Origin of the sequence: Proteiniphilum sp. (assembly GCF_034927365.1) — a bacterium.
Lineage (GTDB): Bacteria > Bacteroidota > Bacteroidia > Bacteroidales > Dysgonomonadaceae > Proteiniphilum.
On record NZ_JAYFQD010000003.1, the window covers coordinates 168835 to 193075 of the forward strand.

General features: G+C 45.7%; 15 protein-coding genes and 3 tRNA genes. 2 read left to right on the forward strand and 16 right to left on the reverse strand.

Going from position 1 to position 24241, the window contains the following annotated elements:
• Nucleotides 1-7: 7 nt before the first annotated feature.
• Nucleotides 8-3697 carry a phosphoribosylformylglycinamidine synthase gene (gene purL, locus VB073_RS01820; protein ID WP_323402434.1) on the reverse strand — a complete coding sequence of 1230 codons (3690 nt, stop codon included), beginning with the start codon at nt 3695-3697 and terminating at the stop codon, nt 8-10.
• Nucleotides 3698-3921: 224 nt separating this feature from the next.
• Here purL and VB073_RS01825 point away from each other — a divergent pair, with 224 nt between their 5' ends.
• Nucleotides 3922-4557 (forward strand): LysE family translocator, encoded by a 636-nt coding sequence (locus VB073_RS01825; protein WP_323402435.1) that lies wholly within the window; start codon nt 3922-3924, stop codon nt 4555-4557.
• 85 nt (nt 4558-4642) lie between these two features.
• Here VB073_RS01825 and VB073_RS01830 read toward each other — a convergent pair whose 3' ends face one another.
• Entirely contained in the window at nt 4643-5143 is a 501-nt protein-coding gene (locus VB073_RS01830; protein WP_323402436.1) for a metallophosphoesterase family protein, read from the reverse strand.
• Between the two features lie 184 nt (nt 5144-5327).
• Between VB073_RS01830 and ppk1 the strand changes: the two genes are divergently transcribed.
• Entirely contained in the window at nt 5328-7394 is a 2067-nt protein-coding gene (ppk1, locus tag VB073_RS01835) for a polyphosphate kinase 1 (protein ID WP_323402437.1), read from the forward strand.
• A 7-nt stretch (nt 7395-7401) separates the two neighbouring features.
• Here the strand turns inward: ppk1 and VB073_RS01840 are convergent, their stop codons facing one another.
• The 14 genes from VB073_RS01840 to VB073_RS01905 form a co-directional block, all read right to left on the reverse strand.
• Nucleotides 7402-9141 carry a serpin family protein gene (locus VB073_RS01840; RefSeq protein WP_323402438.1) on the reverse strand — a complete coding sequence of 580 codons (1740 nt, stop codon included), beginning with the start codon at nt 9139-9141 and terminating at the stop codon, nt 7402-7404.
• A gap of 199 nt (nt 9142-9340) precedes the next feature.
• On the reverse strand, nt 9341-11077 hold the full coding sequence (locus VB073_RS01845) for a tetratricopeptide repeat protein (RefSeq protein ID WP_323402439.1): 1737 nt from the start codon (nt 11075-11077) through the stop codon (nt 9341-9343).
• A 129-nt stretch (nt 11078-11206) separates the two neighbouring features.
• Nucleotides 11207-15490, reverse strand: a complete 4284-nt coding sequence (gene rpoC / locus VB073_RS01850) for a DNA-directed RNA polymerase subunit beta' (RefSeq protein ID WP_323402440.1) — start codon at nt 15488-15490, stop codon at nt 11207-11209.
• A gap of 136 nt (nt 15491-15626) precedes the next feature.
• Entirely contained in the window at nt 15627-19439 is a 3813-nt protein-coding gene (gene rpoB, locus VB073_RS01855; RefSeq protein WP_323402441.1) for a DNA-directed RNA polymerase subunit beta, read from the reverse strand.
• 96 nt (nt 19440-19535) lie between these two features.
• On the reverse strand, nt 19536-19910 hold the full coding sequence (gene rplL / locus VB073_RS01860) for a 50S ribosomal protein L7/L12 (RefSeq protein ID WP_323402442.1): 375 nt from the start codon (nt 19908-19910) through the stop codon (nt 19536-19538).
• An 89-nt stretch (nt 19911-19999) separates the two neighbouring features.
• Nucleotides 20000-20512 (reverse strand): 50S ribosomal protein L10, encoded by a 513-nt coding sequence (gene rplJ, locus VB073_RS01865; protein ID WP_323402443.1) that lies wholly within the window; start codon nt 20510-20512, stop codon nt 20000-20002.
• A 15-nt stretch (nt 20513-20527) separates the two neighbouring features.
• Complete coding sequence (gene rplA / locus VB073_RS01870) at nt 20528-21229, reverse strand: 50S ribosomal protein L1 (protein ID WP_323402444.1); 702 nt, start codon at nt 21227-21229, stop codon at nt 20528-20530.
• 16 nt (nt 21230-21245) lie between these two features.
• On the reverse strand, nt 21246-21692 hold the full coding sequence (gene rplK / locus VB073_RS01875; protein WP_323402445.1) for a 50S ribosomal protein L11: 447 nt from the start codon (nt 21690-21692) through the stop codon (nt 21246-21248).
• A gap of 74 nt (nt 21693-21766) precedes the next feature.
• Nucleotides 21767-22309, reverse strand: coding sequence for a transcription termination/antitermination protein NusG (nusG, locus tag VB073_RS01880; RefSeq protein WP_323402446.1), 543 nt, complete (start codon nt 22307-22309; stop codon nt 21767-21769).
• 23 nt (nt 22310-22332) lie between these two features.
• Nucleotides 22333-22524 (reverse strand): preprotein translocase subunit SecE, encoded by a 192-nt coding sequence (secE, locus tag VB073_RS01885; RefSeq protein WP_323402447.1) that lies wholly within the window; start codon nt 22522-22524, stop codon nt 22333-22335.
• A gap of 21 nt (nt 22525-22545) precedes the next feature.
• A tRNA-Trp gene (locus VB073_RS01890) sits at nt 22546-22618 on the reverse strand.
• Nucleotides 22619-22724: 106 nt separating this feature from the next.
• Entirely contained in the window at nt 22725-23912 is a 1188-nt protein-coding gene (gene tuf / locus VB073_RS01895) for an elongation factor Tu (RefSeq protein WP_323402448.1), read from the reverse strand.
• 112 nt (nt 23913-24024) lie between these two features.
• Nucleotides 24025-24096 (reverse strand) — tRNA-Thr (locus VB073_RS01900).
• Nucleotides 24097-24101: 5 nt separating this feature from the next.
• A tRNA-Gly gene (locus VB073_RS01905) sits at nt 24102-24174 on the reverse strand.
• Nucleotides 24175-24241: the final 67 nt, after the last annotated feature.

The window sequence follows — 24241 nt, forward strand, 5'->3', positions numbered from 1 at the left end:
TCTTTCATTATCTGGCTTTTAACCATTCTCTTGCGTTGGCGAAGGCTTCCATCCACGGTGTTATCTCATGCTTGCGATAAGTGTGCGGGTACCAGGCGTTTTGCCATGGGAAGATGGAACGTTCCGGGTGGGGCATCATCGCCAGATGGCGTCCGTCGCGTGAGCATACGGCGGCCGTGGCAAAGTCGGATCCATTGGGATTACCTGGATATTCATCGTAAGAATATTTTGCTGCAATATGCCAATCCGATTCTGATCCTGGCAGGCTGAAACGGCCTTCTCCATGGGCTACCCATACTCCTAGTTTCGTGCCTTCGAGCGCCTTGAGCATCACCGACTCATTCTTGGGTATCTCCAGGCTTACGAAAGTAGATTCAAATTTGTGGGACAGGTTGTGATGCATTTTAGGATGTTTGTCTCCCATTTCAGGGTAAATCAACCCCAATTCCATCAACACCTGACAACCATTACAGATACCGAGACTGAGCGTGTCTTCGCGAGCGAAGAAATTATCCAATGCTCTTTTTGCTTTCTCGTTATATCGGAAACCACCCGCCCATCCTTTGGCGGAACCTAAGACGTCGGAATTAGAGAACCCACCGCAGAAAACGGCAAACTGTATATCCTCCAATGTTTCACGGCCGGAAGTGAGGTCGGTCATATGTACATCCTTTACATCAAAACCGGCCAACCAAAGTGAATAGGCCATCTCCCGTTCACCGTTGGTTCCCTTCTCGCGGATAATGGCAGCAGTAAGCCCCGATCTCCCTTTCCGCTGGGGATTCAGTCCCAAGTCTTCCATCTTTCCGGTGAAAGAGGGATTGAAGTCGAATTGAAGCGGCTGATTTTTGTAGTTCTCAAACCGTTGTGCGGCACAAGTCTCTCCACTCTGTTTCCGGTCGAGCAGATAGGATGTTTTATACCAAACATCACGTAGTTGGTCGATGTCGAACTCCTTGTGGAAGATATCTTTCGAGATCACTAATTTGCGCTCTTCTATCGGGCGAGCGATAATGGCGGCTCCTACACCATAATCCTGCAGGATCTTTTCTACCAGGTGATGATGTTTCACCTGGATAATCACTCCCGGATTTTCGGAGAAGAGTATTTTTATAAGGTCCGCGTGCCGGATCTTGTCGAAACGTGCTTCCAATCCTCCTTGCGGGTTGGCAAAACACATCTCGAGCATCGCAGTAATCATTCCTCCTGCCGAGATATCGTGTCCGGCAAGGATCAATCCTCGGTTCAACAACTCCTGTACGGCGGTGAACGTGTTTTTGAAATATTCGGCATCGGTCACCGTGGGAGCTTCATCTCCGATCTTGCTCATTGTCTGAGCGAAGGTCGATCCTCCCAACTTGAAGGTGTCGAACGAGAAGTCGATATAATAAAGATAAGTACCTCTTATGTAGGCCAGTACGGGTGATACGATTTTGCGGATATTTTTTACTTCAGCGGCGGCGGAGATAATCACTGTGCCGGGTGAATAGACTTTATCATCTCCATATTTCTGGGTCATGGAAAGCGAATCTTTTCCCGTTGGGATATTGATGCCCAGATCGCAAGCAAAGTCGGAGCAGGCTTCTACTGCTTTATAAAGCCGGGTGTCCTCTCCCGGATTGCGGCACGGCCACATCCAGTTGGCGCTCAGGGAGACGGATGCCAACCCATCGGCAAGCGGTGCAAAGACAATATTAGTGAGTGCTTCGGCGACAGCCATCACCGATCCGGCGGCAGGATCTATCATCGCTACCTGTGGCGCATGACCCAGTGATGTAGCCATACCTGCATAACCGTTATAGTCGAGTGCAATCGCTCCACAGTCGCTCAGCGGAAGTTGAATCTCACCCTGACACTGCTGACGGGCGATTTTTCCGGTCACCGAACGGTCTACTTTGTTGGTAAGCCAGTCCTTGCAGGCAACACTCTCCAATTTGAGTACGTTTTCAATATAGGTACTCAATAACTCCTGATCATATTCGGGAGCGCTGTATTCTTCCGTAACAGTATTGTCTTCCATAATCGTGACCGGCGGCTTGCCGAAGAAATCCTCCAACTCCATATCGATGGGACAGGCGCCGTCCGGCTGGCGGAAGGTGAACTTCATATCACCCGTGGTCTCACCTACCACATACATGGGCGATCGTTCGCGGGAAGCGATGCGCTCAATGCGTCCTATATCCTGTTGGCCTACCAGTAAACCCATCCTCTCCTGGCTTTCGTTTCCTATAATTTCCCTTGCGGAGAGCGTTTCATCTCCTACAGGCAGTTTATCCATCTCGATAACGCCTCCGGTTTTTTCTACCAATTCCGACAGACAGTTCAGATGACCACCTGCACCATGGTCGTGGATAGAAACGATAGGATTTTCGTCCGATTCTGCGAGCGAGCGGATCACGTTGGCAACGCGTTTCTGCATCTCCGGGTTGGCTCGCTGTACGGCGTTGAGCTCAATCCCTGCAGAGTATTCCCCTGTGTTGACCGACGAAACAGCACCACCTCCCATACCAATACGGTAATTATCACCGCCCAGCACTACTACTTTCTCACCATTCTCCGGTTCTCCTTTTTTTGCGTCACGTTTGTTGGCATACCCCACACCACCGGCGAGCATGATCACTTTGTCATAACCGAATTTCTTGTTATTTTCAATATGTTCCAGAGTGAGTACTGATCCACAGATCAGCGGTTGTCCGAATTTGTTCCCGAAGTCGGATGCTCCGTTGGAGGCTTTGATAAGAATCTGTTCAGGTGTCTGGTAGAGCCACTTGCGGGGTGCAAGAGTTTGCTCCCATGCACGCCCCTCTTCGAGGCGGGGATAGGAGGTCATATAAATCGCTGTTCCGGCTACCGGAAGCGATCCCTTTCCCCCTGCCAACCGGTCGCGGATCTCACCACCCGTACCGGTAGAGGCGCCATTAAATGGCTCTACGGTAGTGGGAAAGTTATGTGTTTCGGCTTTGAGCGAGAGCACGCTTTCTACCTCTTTGATCTGGAAAAAATCGGGCTTATCGCCGCTTGCGGGTGCGAATTGTTGTATAGTGGGGCCTTGTACAAAAGCAACATTATCCTTGTAAGCCGAGATAAGGCTGTTTGGATTGATAGTGGAAGTCTTCTTGATCAGTTGGAAGAGTGTCATCTCTTTCTCTTCACCGTCAATCACGAATTTACCGTTAAATATCTTGTGGCGGCAGTGTTCCGAGTTGACCTGTGAAAAGCCGAACACTTCACTGTCGGTCAGCTTACGTCCCATCTTCTGACTGACCACATTGAGATAATCGATCTCCTCATAGCTTAGTGCAAGCCCCTCAGCCTGATTATATACGGCAATATCATCGATATATACAATGGGCTCGGGTTGCTTGTCGATAGTGAAAACAGATTGATCCAGTCTGTTGTACCTTCGCTGCAACATGGGGTCAAATTCCGTTGAATCGTTGTCGTTATATGGTGTATATTCCTCTATACGTGCGATACCTTCAATACCCATATTCTGAGTAATCTCAACGGCACAGGTGCTCCAAGGGGTGATCATCTCCCTGCGTGGACCGATAAAATATTGGTCGACACTCTCTGTAGGAAGCATCTCAGCCTCACCGAACAACCATGTCAGTTTTTGGATCTCTCCAGTGGAGAATTTTACATTGGATTGTACGGCAATCACGCTCTGGGAAGGGGTCTTGAAAAATGTAATCATATCTCTTTTTTTAGATTGGAGTAGATTGAACCAGATTGGATTTTTGGGAATATTTCCAATCTCTGTGGACGCTCAATCTTCTATCATACTTCTATTAATTTGAATTGAGTGACAAAGTTAATGAAAAAGAGTGAAACGAATAAGTAAAACTTATTTTGTCTGTTTTAATAATGAATGTACCTTTGTACCGGTAAAATTGGAGTCATATCTGTAAACAACAGTACATGATTGAAACGATAGTCAAAGGGTTTCTTATTGGATTGTTGGTCTCTGCACCTATGGGACCCATCAATATGCTGGTCATTCAACGAACACTCAACCGGGGGTGGACGCATGGTTTTGTAACAGGCCTTGGCGCCATGTTATCGGATTTGACATATGCTGTGATTACTTTAGTCGGGCTGAGTTTTGTTGCAGATTTTTTTGATGAATATGAGCAGATCATACAAATTGTAGGGAGTATTATCCTTTTTTTCTTCGGTCTTAGGGTGTGCAAAGCAAATCCTTTGAGAGACTGGACTCCTGATAAGTTGCCGCAAGAGACACGATATATTAGAGATTTTGTTTCATCCTTCCTGCTCACTTTTTCTAATGTAGCGATAGTCTTGATATTCATGGGATTTTATGCCCGTTTCTCTTTTAATCCTTTGGGGGATGGAATAAACTTTTTTACTGCCGGATTGATAGCATTCATTGTGGCCGTATTTGCGTGGTGGTTTCTTCTTACTTCTTTGGTGGCGCGATTGCGCAAGCATTTTAACCGTAGAGGCTTGGTGCTGCTTAACAGAAGTGTAGGAACATTATTAATGTTATTGGGTATCGGAGGGATTATTCTTTCATTCTTCCCTGGCGTGGCTTAGTTCTCTATTTTTCAAACCTAGATATTCCTGCCACTTCATCTCATCCCCTCTATAGTTTCCAAGTCTCCCATCCTCCCCCCTCTTCCTATCCCCCCTGCTTCCCTATCTCTATCACTTCAAGATCTTTGATGTCTCCATCGTCCAGTACAAAACGGAGAAGGGTTCTCACTTGGTGAAAACCATATTTACCTGCCGCTCCGGGATTCATATATAAACATTGTAGTTTCTTATCGAACATCACTTTGAGGATATGGGAGTGTCCGGCAATGAATAATTTCGGGGGATTGGCTTGCAGTCGCGGAAGAACGGCGGGATTATAGCGGCCGGGGTAACCCCCTATGTGGGTAATCATCACATCAATCTTTTCAAGTGTGAATTGCAATGTGTGTGGATAAGTATTGCGGACAATAGTGTCGTCGATATTACCGTAAACTGCCCGAAAGGGTTTCAGTACTTCGAATTGTCGGGCCAGTGCGAGTGAACCGATGTCGCCGGCATGCCATATTTCATCGCACTCCGAAAAATATGTTTCGAATTTCTCATCCCAATAGTTGTGAGTGTCGGAAAGCAGGCCGATTTTCTTCATATGGTTGATATCTTTTTGTACCGTTTAATGCAAAGATAAATTTTTTTGTACAAAGAATAGGAGGTACAAAGAACTTTATAATTGAGACTTCAGTTTGAAATATCGAAGATGTAGTATTTAAAGATAATATATTCGAACAAACTTTGTAATTTTGAGTTTTATTGTAAAAAAGAAATTGGTTATAATGAGAAATAATCACTACTCTTATTTCAAACGCGATATCAGCTGGTTGTCATTCAACTATCGTGTACTGCTGGAAGCAAAAGATGAACGGTTACCAGTGTACGAACGTATTAAGTTTCTCTCTATATATTCTTCCAATCTGGAAGAGTTTTATAAGATTCGCGTTTCTGGATACCATAGTTCTCTGCTTGAAAGTATCGATAGGGATGAATCGCTGGAAGAGGCGAAAAAGACTCTTGTGGAGATCAATCGGGAAGTTACGGCACAAGAAAAAGAGTATGATGATATCTTTAATAAGATGATCCTGCCGGAACTGAAGCGCAACGGGATCATATTATATCAAACCGAAAAGGTGGAACCCTTCCATCAGGAATATGTGAGAAAATATTTCAACGAAGAGGTATTTCCTTATCTGCAACCAATGATCATTCAGAAGGATGATATTCATTCTTTTATGCAGGATGCCCGTATCTATCAGGCAATCAGCCTGCTTAAAAAGAAGAAAAAGCCTGAAAGACCGGAATATACGTATGCTATTATGAAGATCCCTTATACCAAGATACCTCGTTTCATTGAACTTCCATCCTATGAGGGGAATCATTATATCATGTTTATCGATGATGTGATCAAAGCGAATATGCAGAGTGTATTTCCGGGATATGTAATCGTGGATTGTTTCAGTATCAAGATCTCGCGGGATGCCGACTTCTCCCTGGAGGATGAAGACCGGAAGGATATTGCAGAGGAGATCCTGCGTAAGGTGCGTAAACGTAAGATAGGAGCGGTTACCCGGTTTCAGTACGATAATAACATACCTGACTATTTTCTGCGATACCTTTGTGAAGCGTATGAGATCGAAGAGGAGGAGATGCTGCCTTCAGGCCGTTATCTGAACAGGGCTGATCTGTCAAAGCTTCCCAATCCGGTGGGCGACTCACTGAGGCAGCAATTGCCGTCGCCACTTCGGGTACCGGAATTGGAAACCAATAACTCTATCCTGAGAGTCTTGCGCAAGCAGGATGTGTTACTGCATTTCCCTTTCCAGTCGTTTGATTATCTGTTGCGGTTCCTTTTGCAGGCCGCTTTCGATCCAAAAGTGCTGGAAATAAAGGTGACCCAATATCGTGTGGCGGAGAACTCGGCTGTGATTAACAGCCTGATCAGCGCCGCTAAAAACGGTAAGAAAGTGACGGTCTTTGTCGAATTGAAAGCACGCTTCGATGAGATGAACAACTATCTTACTTCCGAACTGATGCATCAGGCAGGGGTGAAGGTCATTTATAGCCTACCCGGCTTGAAGGTGCATGCTAAATTGGCTTACATACGAAAGCGCAGCAACGATCCAACTGATCCCATCAAGGGATATGCCTATCTGGGTACAGGTAACTTCAACGAGAAAACGGCACGGATTTATTCCGACAAGGGGTTACTTACCTCGAATAAGGAATTTATCAAAGATATCGATGAAGTGTTTCGTGTACTGGAAGGAAAACCCTATATGCATGATTTCAAGCATCTGTTAGTGACCCAGTTTAATATGCTTCCTGCGATTCACAAGATGATCGAGCGGGAGATCGAGCATGTGAAGAACGGCGGTATAGGTTATATCATTTTAAAGATGAACAGCCTGGAAGACAGAGGTATGATCGATGCACTTTATCGTGCCAGCGAAGCAGGGGTGAAAATCGACCTGATTATCCGTGGTATCTGCTGCCTGGTGCCTGAACAACCTTATAGTGAGAATATCACCATTACCCGTATTGTGGATGCTTATCTGGAACATTCGCGGGTTTGGTATTTCTTTAACGGGGGAGAAGAAGATGTTTACCTCACGTCGGCCGACTGGATGCAGCGTAACTTGCACCGCCGCATCGAAGTGGCTTTCCCAATCTATATGGAATCAATAAAACGGGAGATTATAGATATATTGAAGATACAGCTTGTGGATAATCAGAGTGCGGTATGGATTGATGAAAACCTTCACAATATGTTCAAGTATAACGATCAACCACCTCTACGTGCACAACAGGCGATCTATGAATATCTCAAGAAATCGACCAGTCAGTAGGCCTGTTTTATCTGCTTCTAACTTTCTTTTTCTTTTTCAGAGTGATGAAGACGGCCTGTTTGTAGTCCTCTGACGTGTATTTTTGAATTATCTTTCTGTCGGTAACTATTTTAAAAGATTCAATCTCTTCAGGATCGATATTCGGGAATGTAGTTCGTGTTTCTATTTCTGTCTTTTTATCTATTACGAACAATATCTTTTGCGGTTTATTCCCGAAAAAGAATTCCTCTTTCTCTCTTATGGATATATTCTTTGCCAGATCTTCTTTTTCAATGGTTGCTGTATCTGTGGGTCTACTATATCTCCCTATAAATAGGATTGCCTTCGAGCGGTTATCTATCACGAAGAAGAGAAACGGATGATCGGCATTGAAAACATGGTAAGATGATATTCCCCTGACCCAGAAAGTTCCGAGCGTAGCCGCGGCAGCTTCGGTTTTCTCTTCATCCACCTCTATCACGGTATTATGGATTATATTCTCAAGTGTCAGTAGAGTATCCGATATGGCTGAGAAGTCGGATTTATTCGAGAAGGCAGTCGTGATTCCCATCTCTTTTAACGCATTGGTCAGATTCCAATTCGATTCCAACTTTAGTTTTGGAATGGAAACTTTCGTATTGGCCAGTTGAACTTCTTCTAAAATTTTTTTCAAAGAATCGGTATTCATCCTTTCCTCGATCTCTGTGATCCCGAATAATGATTTGGGAAGAATGATACAAAATGATAAATGGGAATTTTGATACGGCTTGGATATAAATTGAAATAGATCGTTTTCGTAGTAAGGAAGAGTTTCTGTAATATGCATGAAAGCCACTCTATATTGATTTTCATGGCTCGCGAAGAATGTTCCCGATTTTGTGTTTTTTCTATCAAACTTGTTTTGCCACTCTCCTTTTAAATAGACCGTGTTGGCAATTACTATCGAGGTGGAATCTTTAATATGACCGCTGTTTATCGCTTCTTGTATCTTGTTGTTTGTTTTTTCAGCGATCCATCCATTGATCTCAGAAACGGCTATTTCCTTATTTTTGAAGTTGGTTTGTTTGATCTCCGAAGAATATTTTCGGGTTACTGTCCTCTCGTATTTTTCTTTCAAGACCATGTTGTTATCTCTCCAGATGGCGTTGGAGATTTGGCAGCCTTGTAGTGTATCTGCGAGAGGGAGTAGGAGGGAGTTTATTGTTTTTTTTGAAATTCCTTCTATATATAAAACCTTTTCAAATTCTTCTCTTGTCTGTCCCTCCGCACCTTCATAAGCCAATAAAAGTGCATAATAGCTGCTAAGCGGAGATAACAGGATATTCTCTTTTTCTTTTCTGACCTTGTGGTATAGATCGAATGAATAACTATTTAAAGGGGTGGCATCTTTCAGGTATTTCTTTGACTCATTTTGGCGCGCTTGTATTCTCTTATTTGAATCTGTTTCTCGGACTAAACCTATGGTGTCATTCTCTTGCGGATAGTCTATGCGCAGGACTCCGGCTACTCTCCTATGTCCTATTTGGCTGAGTGAACTTATAGAATCGATTGTATCGCTTCCCTGCGCATGGTCGAAAATGAATCTTGATGCAGTACTGGCCTTCCGTTGAGGTTGACCGATTGAATCGATCGTGACTGAATTCCGGATTCCTGTTGAGATAATTGAAGTCAGACCGGATGTCGATACTGGATGAGGAATAGTATCTTCTGTTGCTATAAATGGTAAAAGAAGAAAAAGATATAAGCATGTAAATCCCACTGTTTTCATTTTTGTTGCATTTTAATTGAATAGTCGTGCATTTTTTCCGTAACTATAATAATATGTTTTATTCCATCCCAAAGATAGGGACAATAGAAAGTGCTATCAATAGGGTATAAGTATGGTATAACTAATTTAACCTTTAGCTGAGTGTAAGGTGTTTATAATTTGTGTTTTACGAATCGGAGGTATAAGCACAATGGAGTTTTTAAGGGTTGAGTATCTCTGTTCTGCGTCGGTTTTCTTCATAATTATCTCTTAGTTGGGCGCAAAAATCGGCCCCTGTTTCCTTCAGCCCTATTTTTCGGCGGATGTGGGTGCGTCCCATATTTACGGTGTGTACGCTTTGGTTGATGAGAAGGGCTATCTCCTTACTGGGCAGTCCGGCATACGACAGGAGCAGAACCTTGAATTCAGTCTCCGACAGTTGTGGATAATTATTCTGTATGAAGTGGGATAAGCCGGGATTCAACTCGTCAATCGCGTTCACCAGCGTGTCCCATTGCGATCCGCTCTCTTTTCCGTACACGATCTGTTCGAACCGGGCAATTGCTTTTTTGGTATCCATCTTTTCGATATGGCTCAATTCCGATTTTAAGAGAGAAGATTTATGTAAAACATCGAATCTCCATAACAGGGTTTCTCTCAGTTGTGCTTCATGCCCCATTGGTATCGTCTTTTGTTTTTGCAAATCCACTGCCGTTTTATTCAACGTCTCTATGGTATTCTGCAGGCTCAGTAATTTATTCTTCTGCTGTATAACCCGGCGTAGAAGAATGACGGAAAAGAGGCTCGCCATCAGGAAAAAGGTCAATAGGATGATACTGAGGCGTTGCCGTTGCAGCAATTGATGATCATACCTGCTTTGCTGCGCCATGAAATCGTATTTCTGTTGCACATCATATACCGACTGCTCCATTCTTCTATCTCCTGTCTCTGCAATTACGCCTGTGTACCTCTTTTGAAAATCGAGGGCCTTTTCATAGTTCCCTTTTGCTTCGTGTTGTGTAGCGAGAAAGTGGAAGATACTACTCTTAAGATTGAGAAGCTTCACGGAGTCGGCCATTTGTTCCAGTTTGTTGGAATAGTAGGCGGCTGAATCAGTCTGCTCTGTTTCAGTATATAATTCTGCGAAATTCAGATAATAGCGTGCAACACTATTACTGTCTATATTGAGTGTAAATGATTCACGCAGATGTCTTACTGCCTCATTGTATTTTTTCTCCTGCATATAGACAATACTCAGATTTTGGGTCAGGATACTTTGTAATTTTTTATCGTTTATCGCTTTTGCCAGATCCAATCCTTTATGCAGAGAGGTAAAGGCCCTGTCCTGTTGGCCGGATAACAATAAAACCCGGCCTATTGCCCCCAGCGAATAGGCTTGTTGCTCCCGGTAATTATCAGGGGCCTGAGCATAGAACTGCTCAGCCAGGCGGTAATTGGCTAAAGCATCACTGTACATTCCTTGTGTGGAGAGTAAGTCCCCTATGTTGTATTGTATCAATCCTTTGAGAGCCATATTGCTGGTCGAGGCTGCAAATTCTTCTGCCTCTTTATAGTATTGCATAGTTTGCTCATAATCGCCTTTTTCGAGATAGACGCAACCGCTGTAAAAGGAGGCAAGAGCCTTTTGTTCATGATTCCCAGGACGTGAGATGAAATATTCTTTGGCTGTGAAGATAAGGGTATCTTCATAAATAGGCAGATAGTTTTTATAACGGGTTCGTACCCTTGCTACCGAATAACGCATATATTCTTCCTTACTGAGACTTTTCTCGGGATAGAAGATGGAATCGATCAACAGCAAGGCGCTGTCGGGATGTTCATCTATCAGTTGTTCGGCCTGTGCCAGTAATTTCGTGGCATAAGGCTGAGGATTACCACAGGAGAGCATAGCGGTAATTATCCAAACAAGAAGGCATATATGGTAAGTGAATTTCATCTAATCAATGATTAGCGTGCAAAGTACAAAAAAATGCAAATATGTCAAAATTTTATTTTCTGTAAAACTAACAAAAAACCCGTACCGGAATTTCCAGCACGGGTCTTAATATGATTGGTTCCAGAGAGCTTAACCTTCCATAGCTTCCTGGAACAAGTTTACACGTTTATTGGCATTCAGCTTTTCGAAGTCGTCGCGTGAGCCGACTACCAGTTTGTCAAACTCTCTCTGGCCGGTTCCGGCGGGGATGAGGTGTCCACAGATCACGTTTTCTTTCAGACCTTCTAATGCGTCGGTCTTGCCGTTGATGGCAGCATCGTTCAACACCTTGGTTGTTTCCTGGAATGAAGCGGCCGACATGAAGCTGGTGGTCTGAAGTGCGGCACGGGTAATTCCCTGCAATACCTGGTTGGCAGTTGCGGGAACGGCATCACGTGCCTCTACCGGTTTCAGGTCGCGACGTTTCAGGGAACTGTTCTCGTCACGCAGTTTACGTGCTGTGACGATCTGGCCCGGTTCGAATAGTTGCGAGTCGCCGGCGCTGACAATCACTTTCTTGCCCCAGATACGGTCGTTTTCTTCCATCATCTCGTTCTTATCTACCAACTGCTGCTCAAGGAAGCGTGTATCTCCCGGATCCACTACTTCTACCTTACGCATCATCTGGCGAACAATAACTTCAAAGTGCTTGTCGTTGATCTTCACACCCTGCAGACGGTACACATCCTGTACCTCGTTCACGATATATTCCTGTACTGCCGTGGGTCCCTTGATTGCCAGAATGTCAGACGGGGTGATGGCTCCGTCGGAGAGCGGCATCCCTGCACGTACATAGTCGTTTTCCTGTACCAGTATTTGCTTGGAGAGCGGCACCATATATTTCTTCACTTCACCGGTTTTGGAGGTGATAGAGATTTCCTGATTACCACGTTTGATCTTACCGAATGATATTTCACCGTCGATTTCTGCAACTACCGCCGGATTCGACGGGTTACGGGCTTCGAACAGCTCGGTTACACGCGGGAGACCTCCCGTGATGTCACCTGCTTTACCAACAGCACGGGGGATCTTCACCAACACATCTCCGGCTTTGATATCGTCATTCTCGTTCTTCACGATGTGAGATCCGAGCGGAAGGGTATAGGTACGCAGGACATCATCGTTCTCATCCACGATATGCGCAGATGGAGCTTTAGTCTTATCACGGGATTCGATAATTACCTTTTCCTTCAAGCCGGTCTGTTCGTCAGATTCAACTTTATAAGTGATATTCTCGGTGAAGTTTTCGAACCGGATTTTTCCGGATGCTTCGGAAACGATAACGGCATTGAACGGGTCCCATTCACAGATCAGATCACCCTTCGACACTTTGTCGCCTTGGTTGAAATAGAGTTTCGAACCATAAGGAACGTTGTGGGCCAGCAATACGATCCTGGTGTTGGGGTCGATGATACGCATTTCCACCAACCGGCTGACCACTACTTTATAGGGTTTGCCTTCATTGTCGGTGGTCTCCACGAAACGGAGTTCGTCGAATTCGAGCGTACCGTCGTACTTGGTGACGATGCTGTTTTCGGCCGCGATATTGGATGCTATACCTCCCACGTGGAATGTACGCAGTGTCAACTGTGTACCCGGCTCACCGATGGATTGGGCAGCGATAACTCCTACCGCTTCACCTCTTTGTACCATCCTACCGGTAGCAAGATTTCTTCCATAACATTTTGCGCAAACGCCGTGTGATGATTCACAGGTGAGTACTGAACGGATTTCCACTCGCTCGATGGGTGATTCTTCGATTTTCTTTGCTATATCTTCGGTGATCTCTTCTCCTGCGTTCACAATGATTTCTCCCGTGTTGGGGTGTTGCACATCGTGTACCGATACGCGTCCCAGTATACGCTCGTAGAGTGAGGCGATCACCTCGTCGTTATTCTTGATGGAGGTAGCTACCAGACCACGTAGTGTGCCACAGTCTTCTTCGTTGATGATCACATCCTGTGATACGTCTACCAGACGACGGGTGAGGTACCCGGCATCGGCCGTCTTCAACGCCGTATCGGCAAGACCCTTACGGGCACCGTGTGTAGAGATGAAGTACTCAAGCACCGATAATCCTTCCTTGAAGTTCGCGAGGATCGGGTTCTCGATAATCTGCGCTCCTTCGGCGCCGCTCTTCTGTGGTTTCGCCATCAATCCACGCATACCCGACAACTGGCGGATCTGTTCGCGCGAACCACGGGCACCCGAGTCGAGCATCATATATACTGAGTTGAATCCCTGATCGTCTTCAGCGAGCTGCTTCATCAGGATATTCGACAACTTGGAGTTGATATGCGTCCATGTGTCGATGATCTGGTTGTAACGTTCGTTATAGGTAATGAACCCCATATTGTAGTTCTCCATGATCTGCTCTACCTCTGCATATCCTTCAGCGATAAGCGTTTCTTTTTCCGCCGGAATGATCACATCTTCGAGGTTGAACGAGAGTCCTCCCTTGAATGCCATGTAGTAACCGAGGTCCTTGATATCGTCGAGATATTGCGCCGTACGGGCTACACCGCAGGTCTTGATCACCTTGCCGATGATATCGCGGAGCGACTTCTTGGAAAGCAGTTCGTTGATATATCCTACCTCTTTGGGGATGGCTTCATTAGTGATTACACGTCCCACAGTAGTTTCGTGCATCTTACGGACCGGGTTGCCTTCTTCATCGATATCGTCCACGATCACTTTCACCAAAGCATGTACATCAACTTTTCCTTCGTTGTAAGCGATGATAGCTTCTTCCTCTCCGTAGAAAGTCATGCCTTCCCCTTTTGCACCCGGACGGATCTTGGTGATGTAGTACAATCCCAATACCATGTCCTGTGATGGAACGGTGATAGGCGCTCCGTTGGCGGGGTTGAGGATATTGTGTGCTGCCAGCATCAACAGTTGTGCTTCGAGGATAGCCTCGTTACCGAGCGGCAGGTGGACAGCCATCTGGTCACCGTCGAAGTCGGCGTTGAATGCCGTACAGGCAAGCGGGTGCAACTGAATAGCCTTACCCTCGATCAGCTTGGGCTGGAACGCCTGGATACCCAGACGGTGAAGGGTAGGGGCACGGTTCAGCAGTACCGGATGTCCTTTCATCACATACTCGAGGATATCATATACTACCGGTTCTTTTCTGTCCACGATTTTCTTGGCAGATTTCACCGTCTTGACGATGCCTCTTTCAATGAGCTTACGGATGATAAATGGTTTATAGAGCTCGGCCGCCATATCTTTCGGCAGACCGCATTCATGCATTTTTAATTCGGGACCTACGACAAGTACCGAACGGGCCGAGTAGTCCACACGTTTACCGAGCAGGTTTTGACGGAAACGTCCTTGCTTCCCTTTCAAACTGTCGGAGAGCGATTTCAACGGACGGTTCGATTCGGTCTTGATTGCACTCGATTTGCGTGAGTTGTCGAACAGCGAGTCCACCGCTTCCTGCAACATACGCTTTTCGTTGCGTAAAATCACATCCGGTGCCTTGATGTCGATAAGGCGTTTCAGACGGTTGTTACGGATGATCACACGACGATAGAGGTCGTTCAGGTCGGAAGTGGCAAAACGGCCACCATCCAGCGGCACTAACGGACGCAGGTCGGGCGGAATGACGGGGATCACTTTCATGATCATCCATTCCGGCTTGTTGATATTCTTCGATCCGCGGAAAGCTTCCACTACCTGCAATTGCTTCAACGCTTCATTCTTGCGCTGTTGCGAGGTGTCGGTGCTTGCACGGTGACGAAGCTGGTGAGCCAGCTTGTCGAGGTTGATCCTTTGTAAAAGTTCGAGGATGGCTTCTGCTCCCATCTTCGCGATGAACTTATTGGGATCGCTGTCTTCGAGCAGTTGATTTTCTTTGGGCAGCGTGTCAAGCAACTGAAGATACTCATCCTCGGTGAGGAGGTCTCTTTCAGCTATCTGGTCTTCCAATGCACCGGGCTGGATTACTACATATCTTTCATAATAGATACTGGAGTCCAGTTTCTTGGTCGGGATTCCTAACAGGTAACCGATCTTGTTGGGCAGTGACCTGAAATACCATATGTGAGCCACCGGGACTACGAGATGGATATGTCCCGTACGTTCGCGACGTACTTTTTTCTCTGTTACTTCTACCCCGCATCGGTCGCAGACAATGCCTTTATAGCGGATACGCTTGTATTTTCCGCAGTGACATTCGTAGTCTTTTACCGGTCCGAAGATCCGTTCGCAAAACAGACCGTCACGTTCAGGTTTGTAGGTACGGTAGTTGATGGTTTCTGGTTTTAACACTTCACCGAAAGAGTTCTCCAGAACCTGTTCAGGCGACGCCAGCCCAATCGTGATTTTTGAGAAGTTACTCTTTATTTTATTCTCTTTTCTAAATGCCATATACTATTAAGTATAAAGAGTTATTTGTTTTAATGTGCCAATTTACTAATGTGCTAATATGCCAATCGAAGCAAAGCGAAGATCCCGATTTATCGGGCTGGGGTTGATACGCCTCGACACATCAGATTATTGTCGATTAGTCGAGACTGACGTTAAGACCCAGTCCTCTCAACTCGTGAAGCAATACGTTCAACGATTCGGGAATTCCGGTCTGTGGCATCGGCTCTCCTTTCACTATGGCTTCATAGGCTTTGGAGCGGCCTACCACATCGTCAGATTTGACGGTGAGTATCTCCTGAAGGATATGCGCAGCACCGAATGCTTCGAGCGCCCAAACCTCCATTTCCCCGAAACGCTGTCCTCCGAACTGCGCCTTACCGCCCAACGGCTGTTGTGTGATAAGTGAGTAGGGACCAATGGAACGGGCATGCATCTTGTCTTCCACCATGTGGCCGAGTTTGAGCATATAGATAATACCCACGGTGGCGGGCTGGTCGAAACGCTCTCCGGTACCGCCGTCGTAGAGGTAACTCTTACCATATCTCGGTACTCCGGCCTTGTCAGTCCAGGTGTTCAGGTCGTCGAGCGATGCTCCGTCGAAAATGGGAGTGGCAAATTTCAACCCGAGTTCTTTCCCTGCCCAACCAAGCACGGTCTCGAAGATCTGTCCGAGGTTCATACGGGAAGGTACACCCAACGGGTTCAATACGATGTCCACGGGTGTTCCGTCGGCAAGGAAAGGCATATCTTCCTGACGCACGATCCTGGATACGATACCCTTGTTTCCGTGGCGTCCTGCCATCTTGTCTCCCACCTGTATCTTTCGCTTCTTCGCTACATATACTTTGGCAATCTGCATGATTCCGGAAGGAAGTTCATCGCCAATTGTGAAGTCGAAACGTTTCCGTTTCAATTCGGCATCCAGTTCCTTGTGACGGTGCAGGTAGTTGATAACCGTGGTACGTATCTGCTCGTTCTTTTGAGCATCGGCTGTCCATTTGTTCAATTGGATCGATTGGAAATCGATCTCAGCAAGCACTTTCAGTGTGAATTTTGCTCCCTTGGGAACAATATCCATATTGGTATAATCTTTTACGCCCACGGAGGTCTTGCCTTCGGTGAGTGCAAGCAACTTGTTGATAAGCACTTTCTTCAACTCTTCCATTTTTTCTTCGTACTCTTCATCGAGTTTAGGAAGAAGCGCCTTGCTGGAAAGTTTGGTCTTTCCTTTTTTGGATGCTTTAGAGAAAAGATTGGTATGGATGACCACTCCTTTCAACGAAGGAGATGCTTTCAGTGAAGCATCCTTCACATCACCTGCCTTGTCACCGAAGATGGCACGAAGCAGTTTTTCTTCGGGTGACGGATCAGACTCACCCTTAGGAGTAATCTTACCGATCAGGATATCTCCCGGTTTGATGCGAGCCCCCACGCGTACAATTCCTCTTTCATCGAGGTCTTTGGTAGCCTCTTCACTTACGTTGGGAATATCGGAAGTGAGTTCTTCCATACCCCGTTTGGTCTCACGTACCTCAAGAGAAAATTCCTCCACATGGATGGAGGTGAAGATATCTTCACTTACGAGCTTTTCGTTCAATACGATGGCATCCTCGAAGTTATACCCTTTCCACGGCATGAACGCCACTTTCAGATTCCTGCCCAATGCCAACTCACCCAGTTGCGTAGCATATCCTTCCGTAAGGATATCACCCGCTTTTACCTTTTGTCCTACCTTACAGATCGGACGCAGATCGACGGTGGTATTTTGGTTGGTCTTCCGGAATTTGGGAATATTGTAAGTTTTTACGGCATCCTCGAAACTGGTGAATTCTTCTTCTTCAGTCCTGTCGTATTTTATCTTGATGGTGATAGCATCTACGTAGATAATTTCTCCGGTTCCTTCGGCCATGACCTGGGTGCGGGAGTCGTGAATAACCTGTCCTTCAATACCTGTACCAACGATAGGCGATTCGGTTCTCATCAGCGGAACGGCCTGGCGCATCATGTTCGATCCCATCAGCGCACGGTTGGCATCATCGTGCTCAAGGAATGGAATCAGTGATGCGGCGATAGAAGCAATCTGCATGGGCGATACGTCCATCAGTTCCACCTCTTCGGGTGCAATCACCGGATAGTCGGCATCCTGTCTTGCTTTCACACGGGCGTTGATGAATTTCCCGTTGTCGTCGAGCGGTGCATTACCTTGGGCGATCAGTTTATCTTCTTCCTCTTCGGCAGCAAGATAGATGACCTCGTTATTGTTGATATTCACCACTCCGTTCTCTACCTTACGATAAGGTGTCTCGATAAACCCGAGGTCGTTGATCTTCGCATAAACACAAAGCGAGGAGATAAGCCCGATATTTGGTCCTTCAGGTGTTTCTATAGGACAAAGACGTCCGTAGTGGGTGAAGTGCACGTCACGCACCTCGAACCCGGCACGTTCACGTGAAAGTCCACCCGGTCCGAGCGCCGAAAGACGGCGTTTGTGGGTGATTTCCGCCAGGGGATTGGTCTGGTCCATGAACTGCGACAGCGCATTGGTACCGAAGAACGTATTGATCACCGACGAGATGGTTTTCGCGTTGATCAGGTCGATCGGGGTGAAAACCTCGTTGTCGCGCACGTTCATTCTTTCTCGGATGATGCGGGCCATACGGTTCAGACCTACTCCGAACTGGGTATATAATTGTTCCCCTACCGTGCGCACACGCCTGTTGCTGAGGTGGTCGATATCGTCCACCACGGCTTTGGAGTTGATAAGCTCGATAAGGTATTTGATAATCTCGATCATATCTTCTTTCGTGAGTACACGTGTATCGATATCGGTTTCGAGATTCAGTTTCTTGTTGATCCTGTAGCGGCCTACGTCACCCAGGTCATATCTTTTCTCCGAGAAGAAGAGGTTGTTGATTACTTCCCGTGCACTGGCGTCATCGGCCGGTTCCGCGCTTCTCAACTGGCGGTAGATATGACGGATAGCATCGATCTCCGTATTACTCGGATCTGTCTGTAATGTGTTGTACATGATGGAATAATCGGAGGTGTTGGCCGTTTCCTTGTGAAGAAGGATGGAAGCGACACCCGATTCGAGGATATCGTCGATATGCTCCTGTTCCAGTACGGTTTCACGTTCAATGATCACCTCGTTCCTTTCGATGGAGGTCACCTCTCCGGTATCTTCATCGACAAAATCTTCCATCCATGATTTCAGCACGCGTGCAGCTAACTTGCGTCCCAGCACTTTCTTGAGGCTCGCCTTATTTACTTTTATCTCTTCAGCCAGATCGAAGATTTCGAGGATATCCTTGTCGCTTTCAAAACCTATGGCGCGCAATAGCGTGGTAACCGGTAATTTCTTTTTCCGGTCGATATAGGCATACATCACATTGTTGATGTCGGTGGCGAATTCAATCCATGATCCCTTGAACGGAATGATGCGGGCGGAATAAAGCACTGTGCCGTTGGCATGGAGGCTCTGCCCGAAGAATACGCCGGGAGAGCGGTGCAATTGCGAAACAATGACACGTTCAGCTCCGTTGATGACGAAAGTACCTTTCTCGGTCATGTAGGGAATAGTACCGAGATATACATCCTGGATGACAGGAGTGAAGTCTTCGTGATCAGGGTCGGTGCAATATAAATACAGTTTTGCCTTCAGCGGGACACTGTAGGTGAGTCCTCTGTCTATGCACTCGTCGATGCTATAGCGTGGGGGATCCACATAGTAATCTAAAAATTCAAGTACGAAGTTGTTGCGGGTATCGGCAATGGGGAAATTCTCCGTGAAAACCTTATACAATCCTTCATTCTTTCTACTTTCGGGAGGAGCGTCGAGTTGGAGGAAATCCTGAAACGATTTTAACTGTACTTCCAGAAAATCGGGAAAATCAAGCGGATTCTTAATCGACGCGAAATTGATTCTTTGATTGGCGTTATTTGAAGACATGGATGTGAGTTTTTGAACCTACTATATATTGACACAAAAGGTTAAGAATCTTCGGAACGAAGATTCCTAACCATATTAACCTAAATTAGGTAAATGTTATTTAAGTTCAACTTCTGCTCCAGCCTCTTCAAGTTGTTTTTTCAAAGCGTCTGCTTCGTCTTTTGTTACACCTTTTTTCAATTCGCTGGGAGCTCCGTCTACCAAGTCTTTGGCTTCTTTCAAACCAAGCCCGGTGAGTTCTTTCACTGCCTTCACTACAGCTAGTTTTGCAGAACCTGCACTCTTCAGGATTACATCGAATTCAGTCTTTTCTGCGGGTGCGGCTTCAGCTGCAGCAGCAGGTGCGGCAACAGCAACAGCGGCTGCTGCCGGTTCGATACCGTATTCGTTTTTTAAAATTTCAGCCAGTTCATTAACCTCTTTTACTGTCAGGTTAACCAGGTCTTCAGCAAATTTTTTTAAGTCTGCCATTGTTGTATTTATTTAAATTGATTACTAATTCTGTTTGTTGTAAAAAAAATCCACTATCTGCGTCGGGCATACACGTCCCGACTGGACAGTTATCTTTCCGACAGCGTTTTCAATACTCCGTGGATAGTGTTTCCACCGGATTGAAGTGCGGAAATAACGTTCTTTGCAGGTGATTGCAGCAATCCGATCACTTCGCCGATCAGTTCTGTCTTGCTCTTGATATTTACCAGCGATTGTAAAGTGTCTCCACCAACGAAGAAACTTTCTTGTACGTAAGCACCTTTCAAAGCAGGTACCTTATCAGCTTTGTATTTATCAATAAGCTTGGCAGGAGTGTTCGCGGTGTTAGAGAACATAATGGCTGTATTCCCTTTCAAAATGGGGTACAGTTCACTATAATCTCTTTCGAGCGATTCAAATGCTTTCTGCAAGAGGGTATTCTTCACTACGACCAGCTTAATCCCCTGTTTGTTGCATTCCCTTCTTAGCGTACTTGTCTTCGCTGCATTGAGTGTAGCGATGTCGGTAAGATAGAAGTTTTCATACTCCTGGAGATTAGCGGCTATCTGCTCTATGATCTGTTTTTTATCTTCCTTTTTCATCTGATTTTTCTACTTTTAGTTAGATTCATCTGCGGCCTTGGTATCCACTTTAATACCCGGACTCATCGTACTGGAAAGATAAATACTCTTGATATAAGTACCTTTTGCTGCCGTCGGTTTTAATTTGATCAACGTTTGAATAAATTCTTTTGCGTTGTCTCGAATCTGTTCGGGCGTAAAAGATACTTTTCCAATAGAGGTGTGAATAATACCGGCTTTGTCTACCTTAAAGTCGATTTTACCCTGTTTTACCTCGGTCACGGCTTTCGCCACGTCGGGGGTAACAGTTCCGCTCTTGGGGTTCGGCATCAATCCTCTTGGCCCTAAAATACGGCCGAGGGCACCAATCTTACCCATGATCTGCGGTTGAGTGATGATCACATCAATATCGGTCCAACCTCCTTTAATCTTGTCGATATATTCATCGAGTCCCACATAGTCTGCGCCGGCCTCTTTGGCAGCGGCTTCAGCTTCTGGAGAGCACAATACAAGAACTCTTACTTGTTTACCTGTCCCGTGAGGAAGGGATACCACCCCTCTCACCATCTGGTTAGCTTTACGCGGATCTACGCCGAGGCGTACATCGATATCTACAGAGGCGTCGAATTTGGCATTGGTGATTTCCTTTACCAGCGCCGATGCTTCTTTTAGTGAATAGGTTTTCCCTACTTCAATCTTGCTTAAAGCCAACTTTTGATTTTTTGTCAGTTTACCCATGTCTCAATTGAAGTTTTTAATTAATATTTTCCGGGAAATCCCCTTTGACTGTGATACCCATGCTCCGAGCCGTTCCGGCTACCATCCGCATTGCTGATTCAAGCGTGAAGCAGTTCAAGTCAGGCATTTTTTCTTCGGCAATCGTCTGTACCTGTTCCCAGGTGACTTCCGCAATCTTCTTGCGATTGGGTTCTGCCGAACCGCCTTTTATTTTGCTGACTTCTAATAGCTGAATTGCAACCGGTGGAGTCTTGACAATAAAATCAAATGACTTGTCGGTATAGTAAGTGATGACTACTGGCAACACTTTACCGGCCTTGTCCTGAGTTCTGGCATTGAATTGCTTGCAAAACTCCATAATGTTGATCCCCTTCGAACCTAATGCAGGTCCTACCGGGGGAGATGGATTTGCAGCTCCTCCTTTGATTTGTAATTTTACTTGTCCGGCAATTTCTTTAGCCATTTTTTTGATTTTAATAAATTGGGGTTTTCGAAACACTTAAAGAATTTACAGAATCTGCGTAACCAAATATCTGACTATTCTTTCTCTACTTGCATATAACCCAACTCGAGGAGTTGTTTTCTTCCGAAAATTTTCACCATCACTTTGAGTTTCTTCCTCTCTTCATTCACCTCTTCTACCACGCCGGAGAAACTGCTGAAAGGACCTCCAGTCACTTTCACGCTTTCGCCTACATAGTATTTCATATCCATTTCGTCGCCTGCCTCTTCCAACTCGTCCATCGTTCCGAGGATCCGTTTTACTTCCGACTCCCGCAATGGTTGGGGATCGGTCGTGTTCGGCAAAAAGCCGGCTACATAATTGATATTCTTCAGTTCGTGAATTACCTCCCCCGTCAGTTCAGCCTCAATAAGCACATAGCCGGGAAGATAAGCGCGTTCTTTCATCACTTTCTTTCCGTTACGTATTGAGTAAGTCTTTTCCGTGGGGATGAGAACCTGAGAAATATACTTCCCCAAGTCGGTTTTTTTCATCTCTGACTCAAGATACTCTTTGACTTTATTTTCTTTTCCACTAACGGAACGTAGTACGTACCATTTTTTTCTCTCTTCAGTCATAACAAGTCTCTTTCTTTCAGATTTTATAAAATACCGTAGAGAAGCTTTAAGATCCACTCAAACAGAGAGTCCATACCGAACACGAAGGCGGCAATTATAAGGGAAGCAATTAATACAATTACCGTGCTGCCGGAGAGTTCTTCTCTGGATGGCCAGGATACCTTATGAACCAATTCATTATAAGTATCGCTGAGATATGCAACTATTTTTTTCATTTAATTCGGATAGTTTTTTTGCACGGGTCGAGAGACTCGAACTCCCGACACCTGGTTTTGGAGACCAGTGCTCTACCAACTGAGCTAGACCCGTATAAACCCTGCCTATTCCCTTCCTCAAGGGAAGGACCAAAGCAGGCAGGGTTTTTATATTACTCTTCCATCATCTTCCCCCGAAAAGGAGATGATGGAGAAGTGTATTAATCCAATAATTCAGTAATCTGTCCAGCACCTACGGTACGTCCACCTTCACGGATAGCGAAGCGGAGACCTACGTGACATGCTACCGGGTAGATCAATTCTACTTCAATCGTTACGTTGTCACCGGGCATTACCATTTCTACGCCTTCGGGCAGAGTGATTTCACCGGTTACGTCCAGCGTACGGATATAGAACTGAGGACGGTATTTGTTGTGGAAAGGAGTGTGACGACCACCTTCTTCTTTCTTCAGGATATACACCTCGGCTTTTACTTTAGAGTGAGGTTTCACTTTACCCGGGTGAGAGATTACCATACCACGTTTGATTTCATCCTTGTCGATACCGCGGAGCAACAGACCTACGTTGTCACCAGCCTGGCCTTCATCGAGAATCTTACGGAACATTTCAACACCGGTAACAACTGACTTCTTGCCTTCTGCACCGAGTCCGATGATTTGTACTTCTTCGCCAGTCTTGATGATACCTGTTTCGATACGACCTGTAGCCACAGTACCACGACCAGTGATCGAGAATACGTCTTCAACCGGCATAAGGAATGGTTTGTCGATATCGCGCGGAGGCAGCGGAATCCATTCGTCAACTGCTTTCATCAGTTCGAGAATCTGTTCTTCCCATCTTGGGTCTCCATTCAATCCACCAAGGGCAGATCCACGGATAACAGGCGTATTGTCACCGTCGAAATCATAGAATGAAAGAAGTTCCCTCATTTCCATTTCAACCAGTTCCAGCATTTCTTCGTCGTCTACCAAATCAACCTTGTTCATGAAAACAACCAGCTTGGGAACGTTTACCTGACGTGCCAAAAGGATGTGCTCACGAGTTTGGGGCATCGGACCGTCAGTAGCAGCTACTACGATGATCGCGCCGTCCATCTGGGCAGCACCGGTAACCATGTTCTTTACATAGTCGGCGTGACCCGGGCAGTCAACGTGTGCATAGTGGCGATTTGCAGTTTCATATTCAACGTGTGAAGTATTGATGGTGATACCTCTTTCCTTTTCTTCAGGAGCGTTGTCGATAGAATCGAACGAACGTACTTCAGAGAAACCTTTCTTTGCTAAAACGGTGGTGATAGCAGCCGTTAAAGTAGTTTTACCGTGGTCAACGTGGCCGATTGTACCGATGTTCACATGCGGTTTCGTCCGGGAAAAATGTTCTTTTGCCATAAAATATACTATTAATTAGTTTAAATAAATTATATATGCATTTCTATAAACAGTAAAACGCAAGAGACAGGACAATAAGCCTTTTCTTGAAATCTGTTGATCTATCTGTTTGAGCCGATGGCGGGAATTGAACCCGCGACCTCTTCCTTACCAAGGAAGTGCTCTACCTCTGAGCTACATAGGCAAGAGAGCGGAAGACGGGACTCAAACCCGCGACCCTCAGCTTGGAAGGCTAATGCTCTATCGACTGAGCTACTTCCGCAAAACTAATCCCGAGAAGTCGGGACAAGTAGTGTCAATTCACTAATACGTCAATTTGCCAATGATTG

Excerpts from the sequence above, each read along its gene's own strand:
- purL (WP_323402434.1), bottom strand. The coding sequence starts at position 3,697 with ATGATTACATTTTTCAAGACCCCTTCCCAGAGCGTGATTGCCGTACAA.
- VB073_RS01825 (WP_323402435.1), top strand. The coding sequence starts at position 3,922 with ATGATTGAAACGATAGTCAAAGGGTTTCTTATTGGATTGTTGGTCTCT.
- VB073_RS01830 (WP_323402436.1), bottom strand. The coding sequence starts at position 5,143 with ATGAAGAAAATCGGCCTGCTTTCCGACACTCACAACTATTGGGATGAG.
- ppk1 (WP_323402437.1), top strand. The coding sequence starts at position 5,328 with ATGAGAAATAATCACTACTCTTATTTCAAACGCGATATCAGCTGGTTG.
- VB073_RS01840 (WP_323402438.1), bottom strand. The coding sequence starts at position 9,141 with ATGAAAACAGTGGGATTTACATGCTTATATCTTTTTCTTCTTTTACCA.
- VB073_RS01845 (WP_323402439.1), bottom strand. The coding sequence starts at position 11,077 with ATGAAATTCACTTACCATATATGCCTTCTTGTTTGGATAATTACCGCT.
- rpoC (WP_323402440.1), bottom strand. The coding sequence starts at position 15,490 with ATGGCATTTAGAAAAGAGAATAAAATAAAGAGTAACTTCTCAAAAATC.
- rpoB (WP_323402441.1), bottom strand. The coding sequence starts at position 19,439 with ATGTCTTCAAATAACGCCAATCAAAGAATCAATTTCGCGTCGATTAAG.
- rplL (WP_323402442.1), bottom strand. The coding sequence starts at position 19,910 with ATGGCAGACTTAAAAAAATTTGCTGAAGACCTGGTTAACCTGACAGTA.
- rplJ (WP_323402443.1), bottom strand. The coding sequence starts at position 20,512 with ATGAAAAAGGAAGATAAAAAACAGATCATAGAGCAGATAGCCGCTAAT.
- rplA (WP_323402444.1), bottom strand. The coding sequence starts at position 21,229 with ATGGGTAAACTGACAAAAAATCAAAAGTTGGCTTTAAGCAAGATTGAA.
- rplK (WP_323402445.1), bottom strand. The coding sequence starts at position 21,692 with ATGGCTAAAGAAATTGCCGGACAAGTAAAATTACAAATCAAAGGAGGA.
- nusG (WP_323402446.1), bottom strand. The coding sequence starts at position 22,309 with ATGACTGAAGAGAGAAAAAAATGGTACGTACTACGTTCCGTTAGTGGA.
- secE (WP_323402447.1), bottom strand. The coding sequence starts at position 22,524 with ATGAAAAAAATAGTTGCATATCTCAGCGATACTTATAATGAATTGGTT.
- tuf (WP_323402448.1), bottom strand. The coding sequence starts at position 23,912 with ATGGCAAAAGAACATTTTTCCCGGACGAAACCGCATGTGAACATCGGT.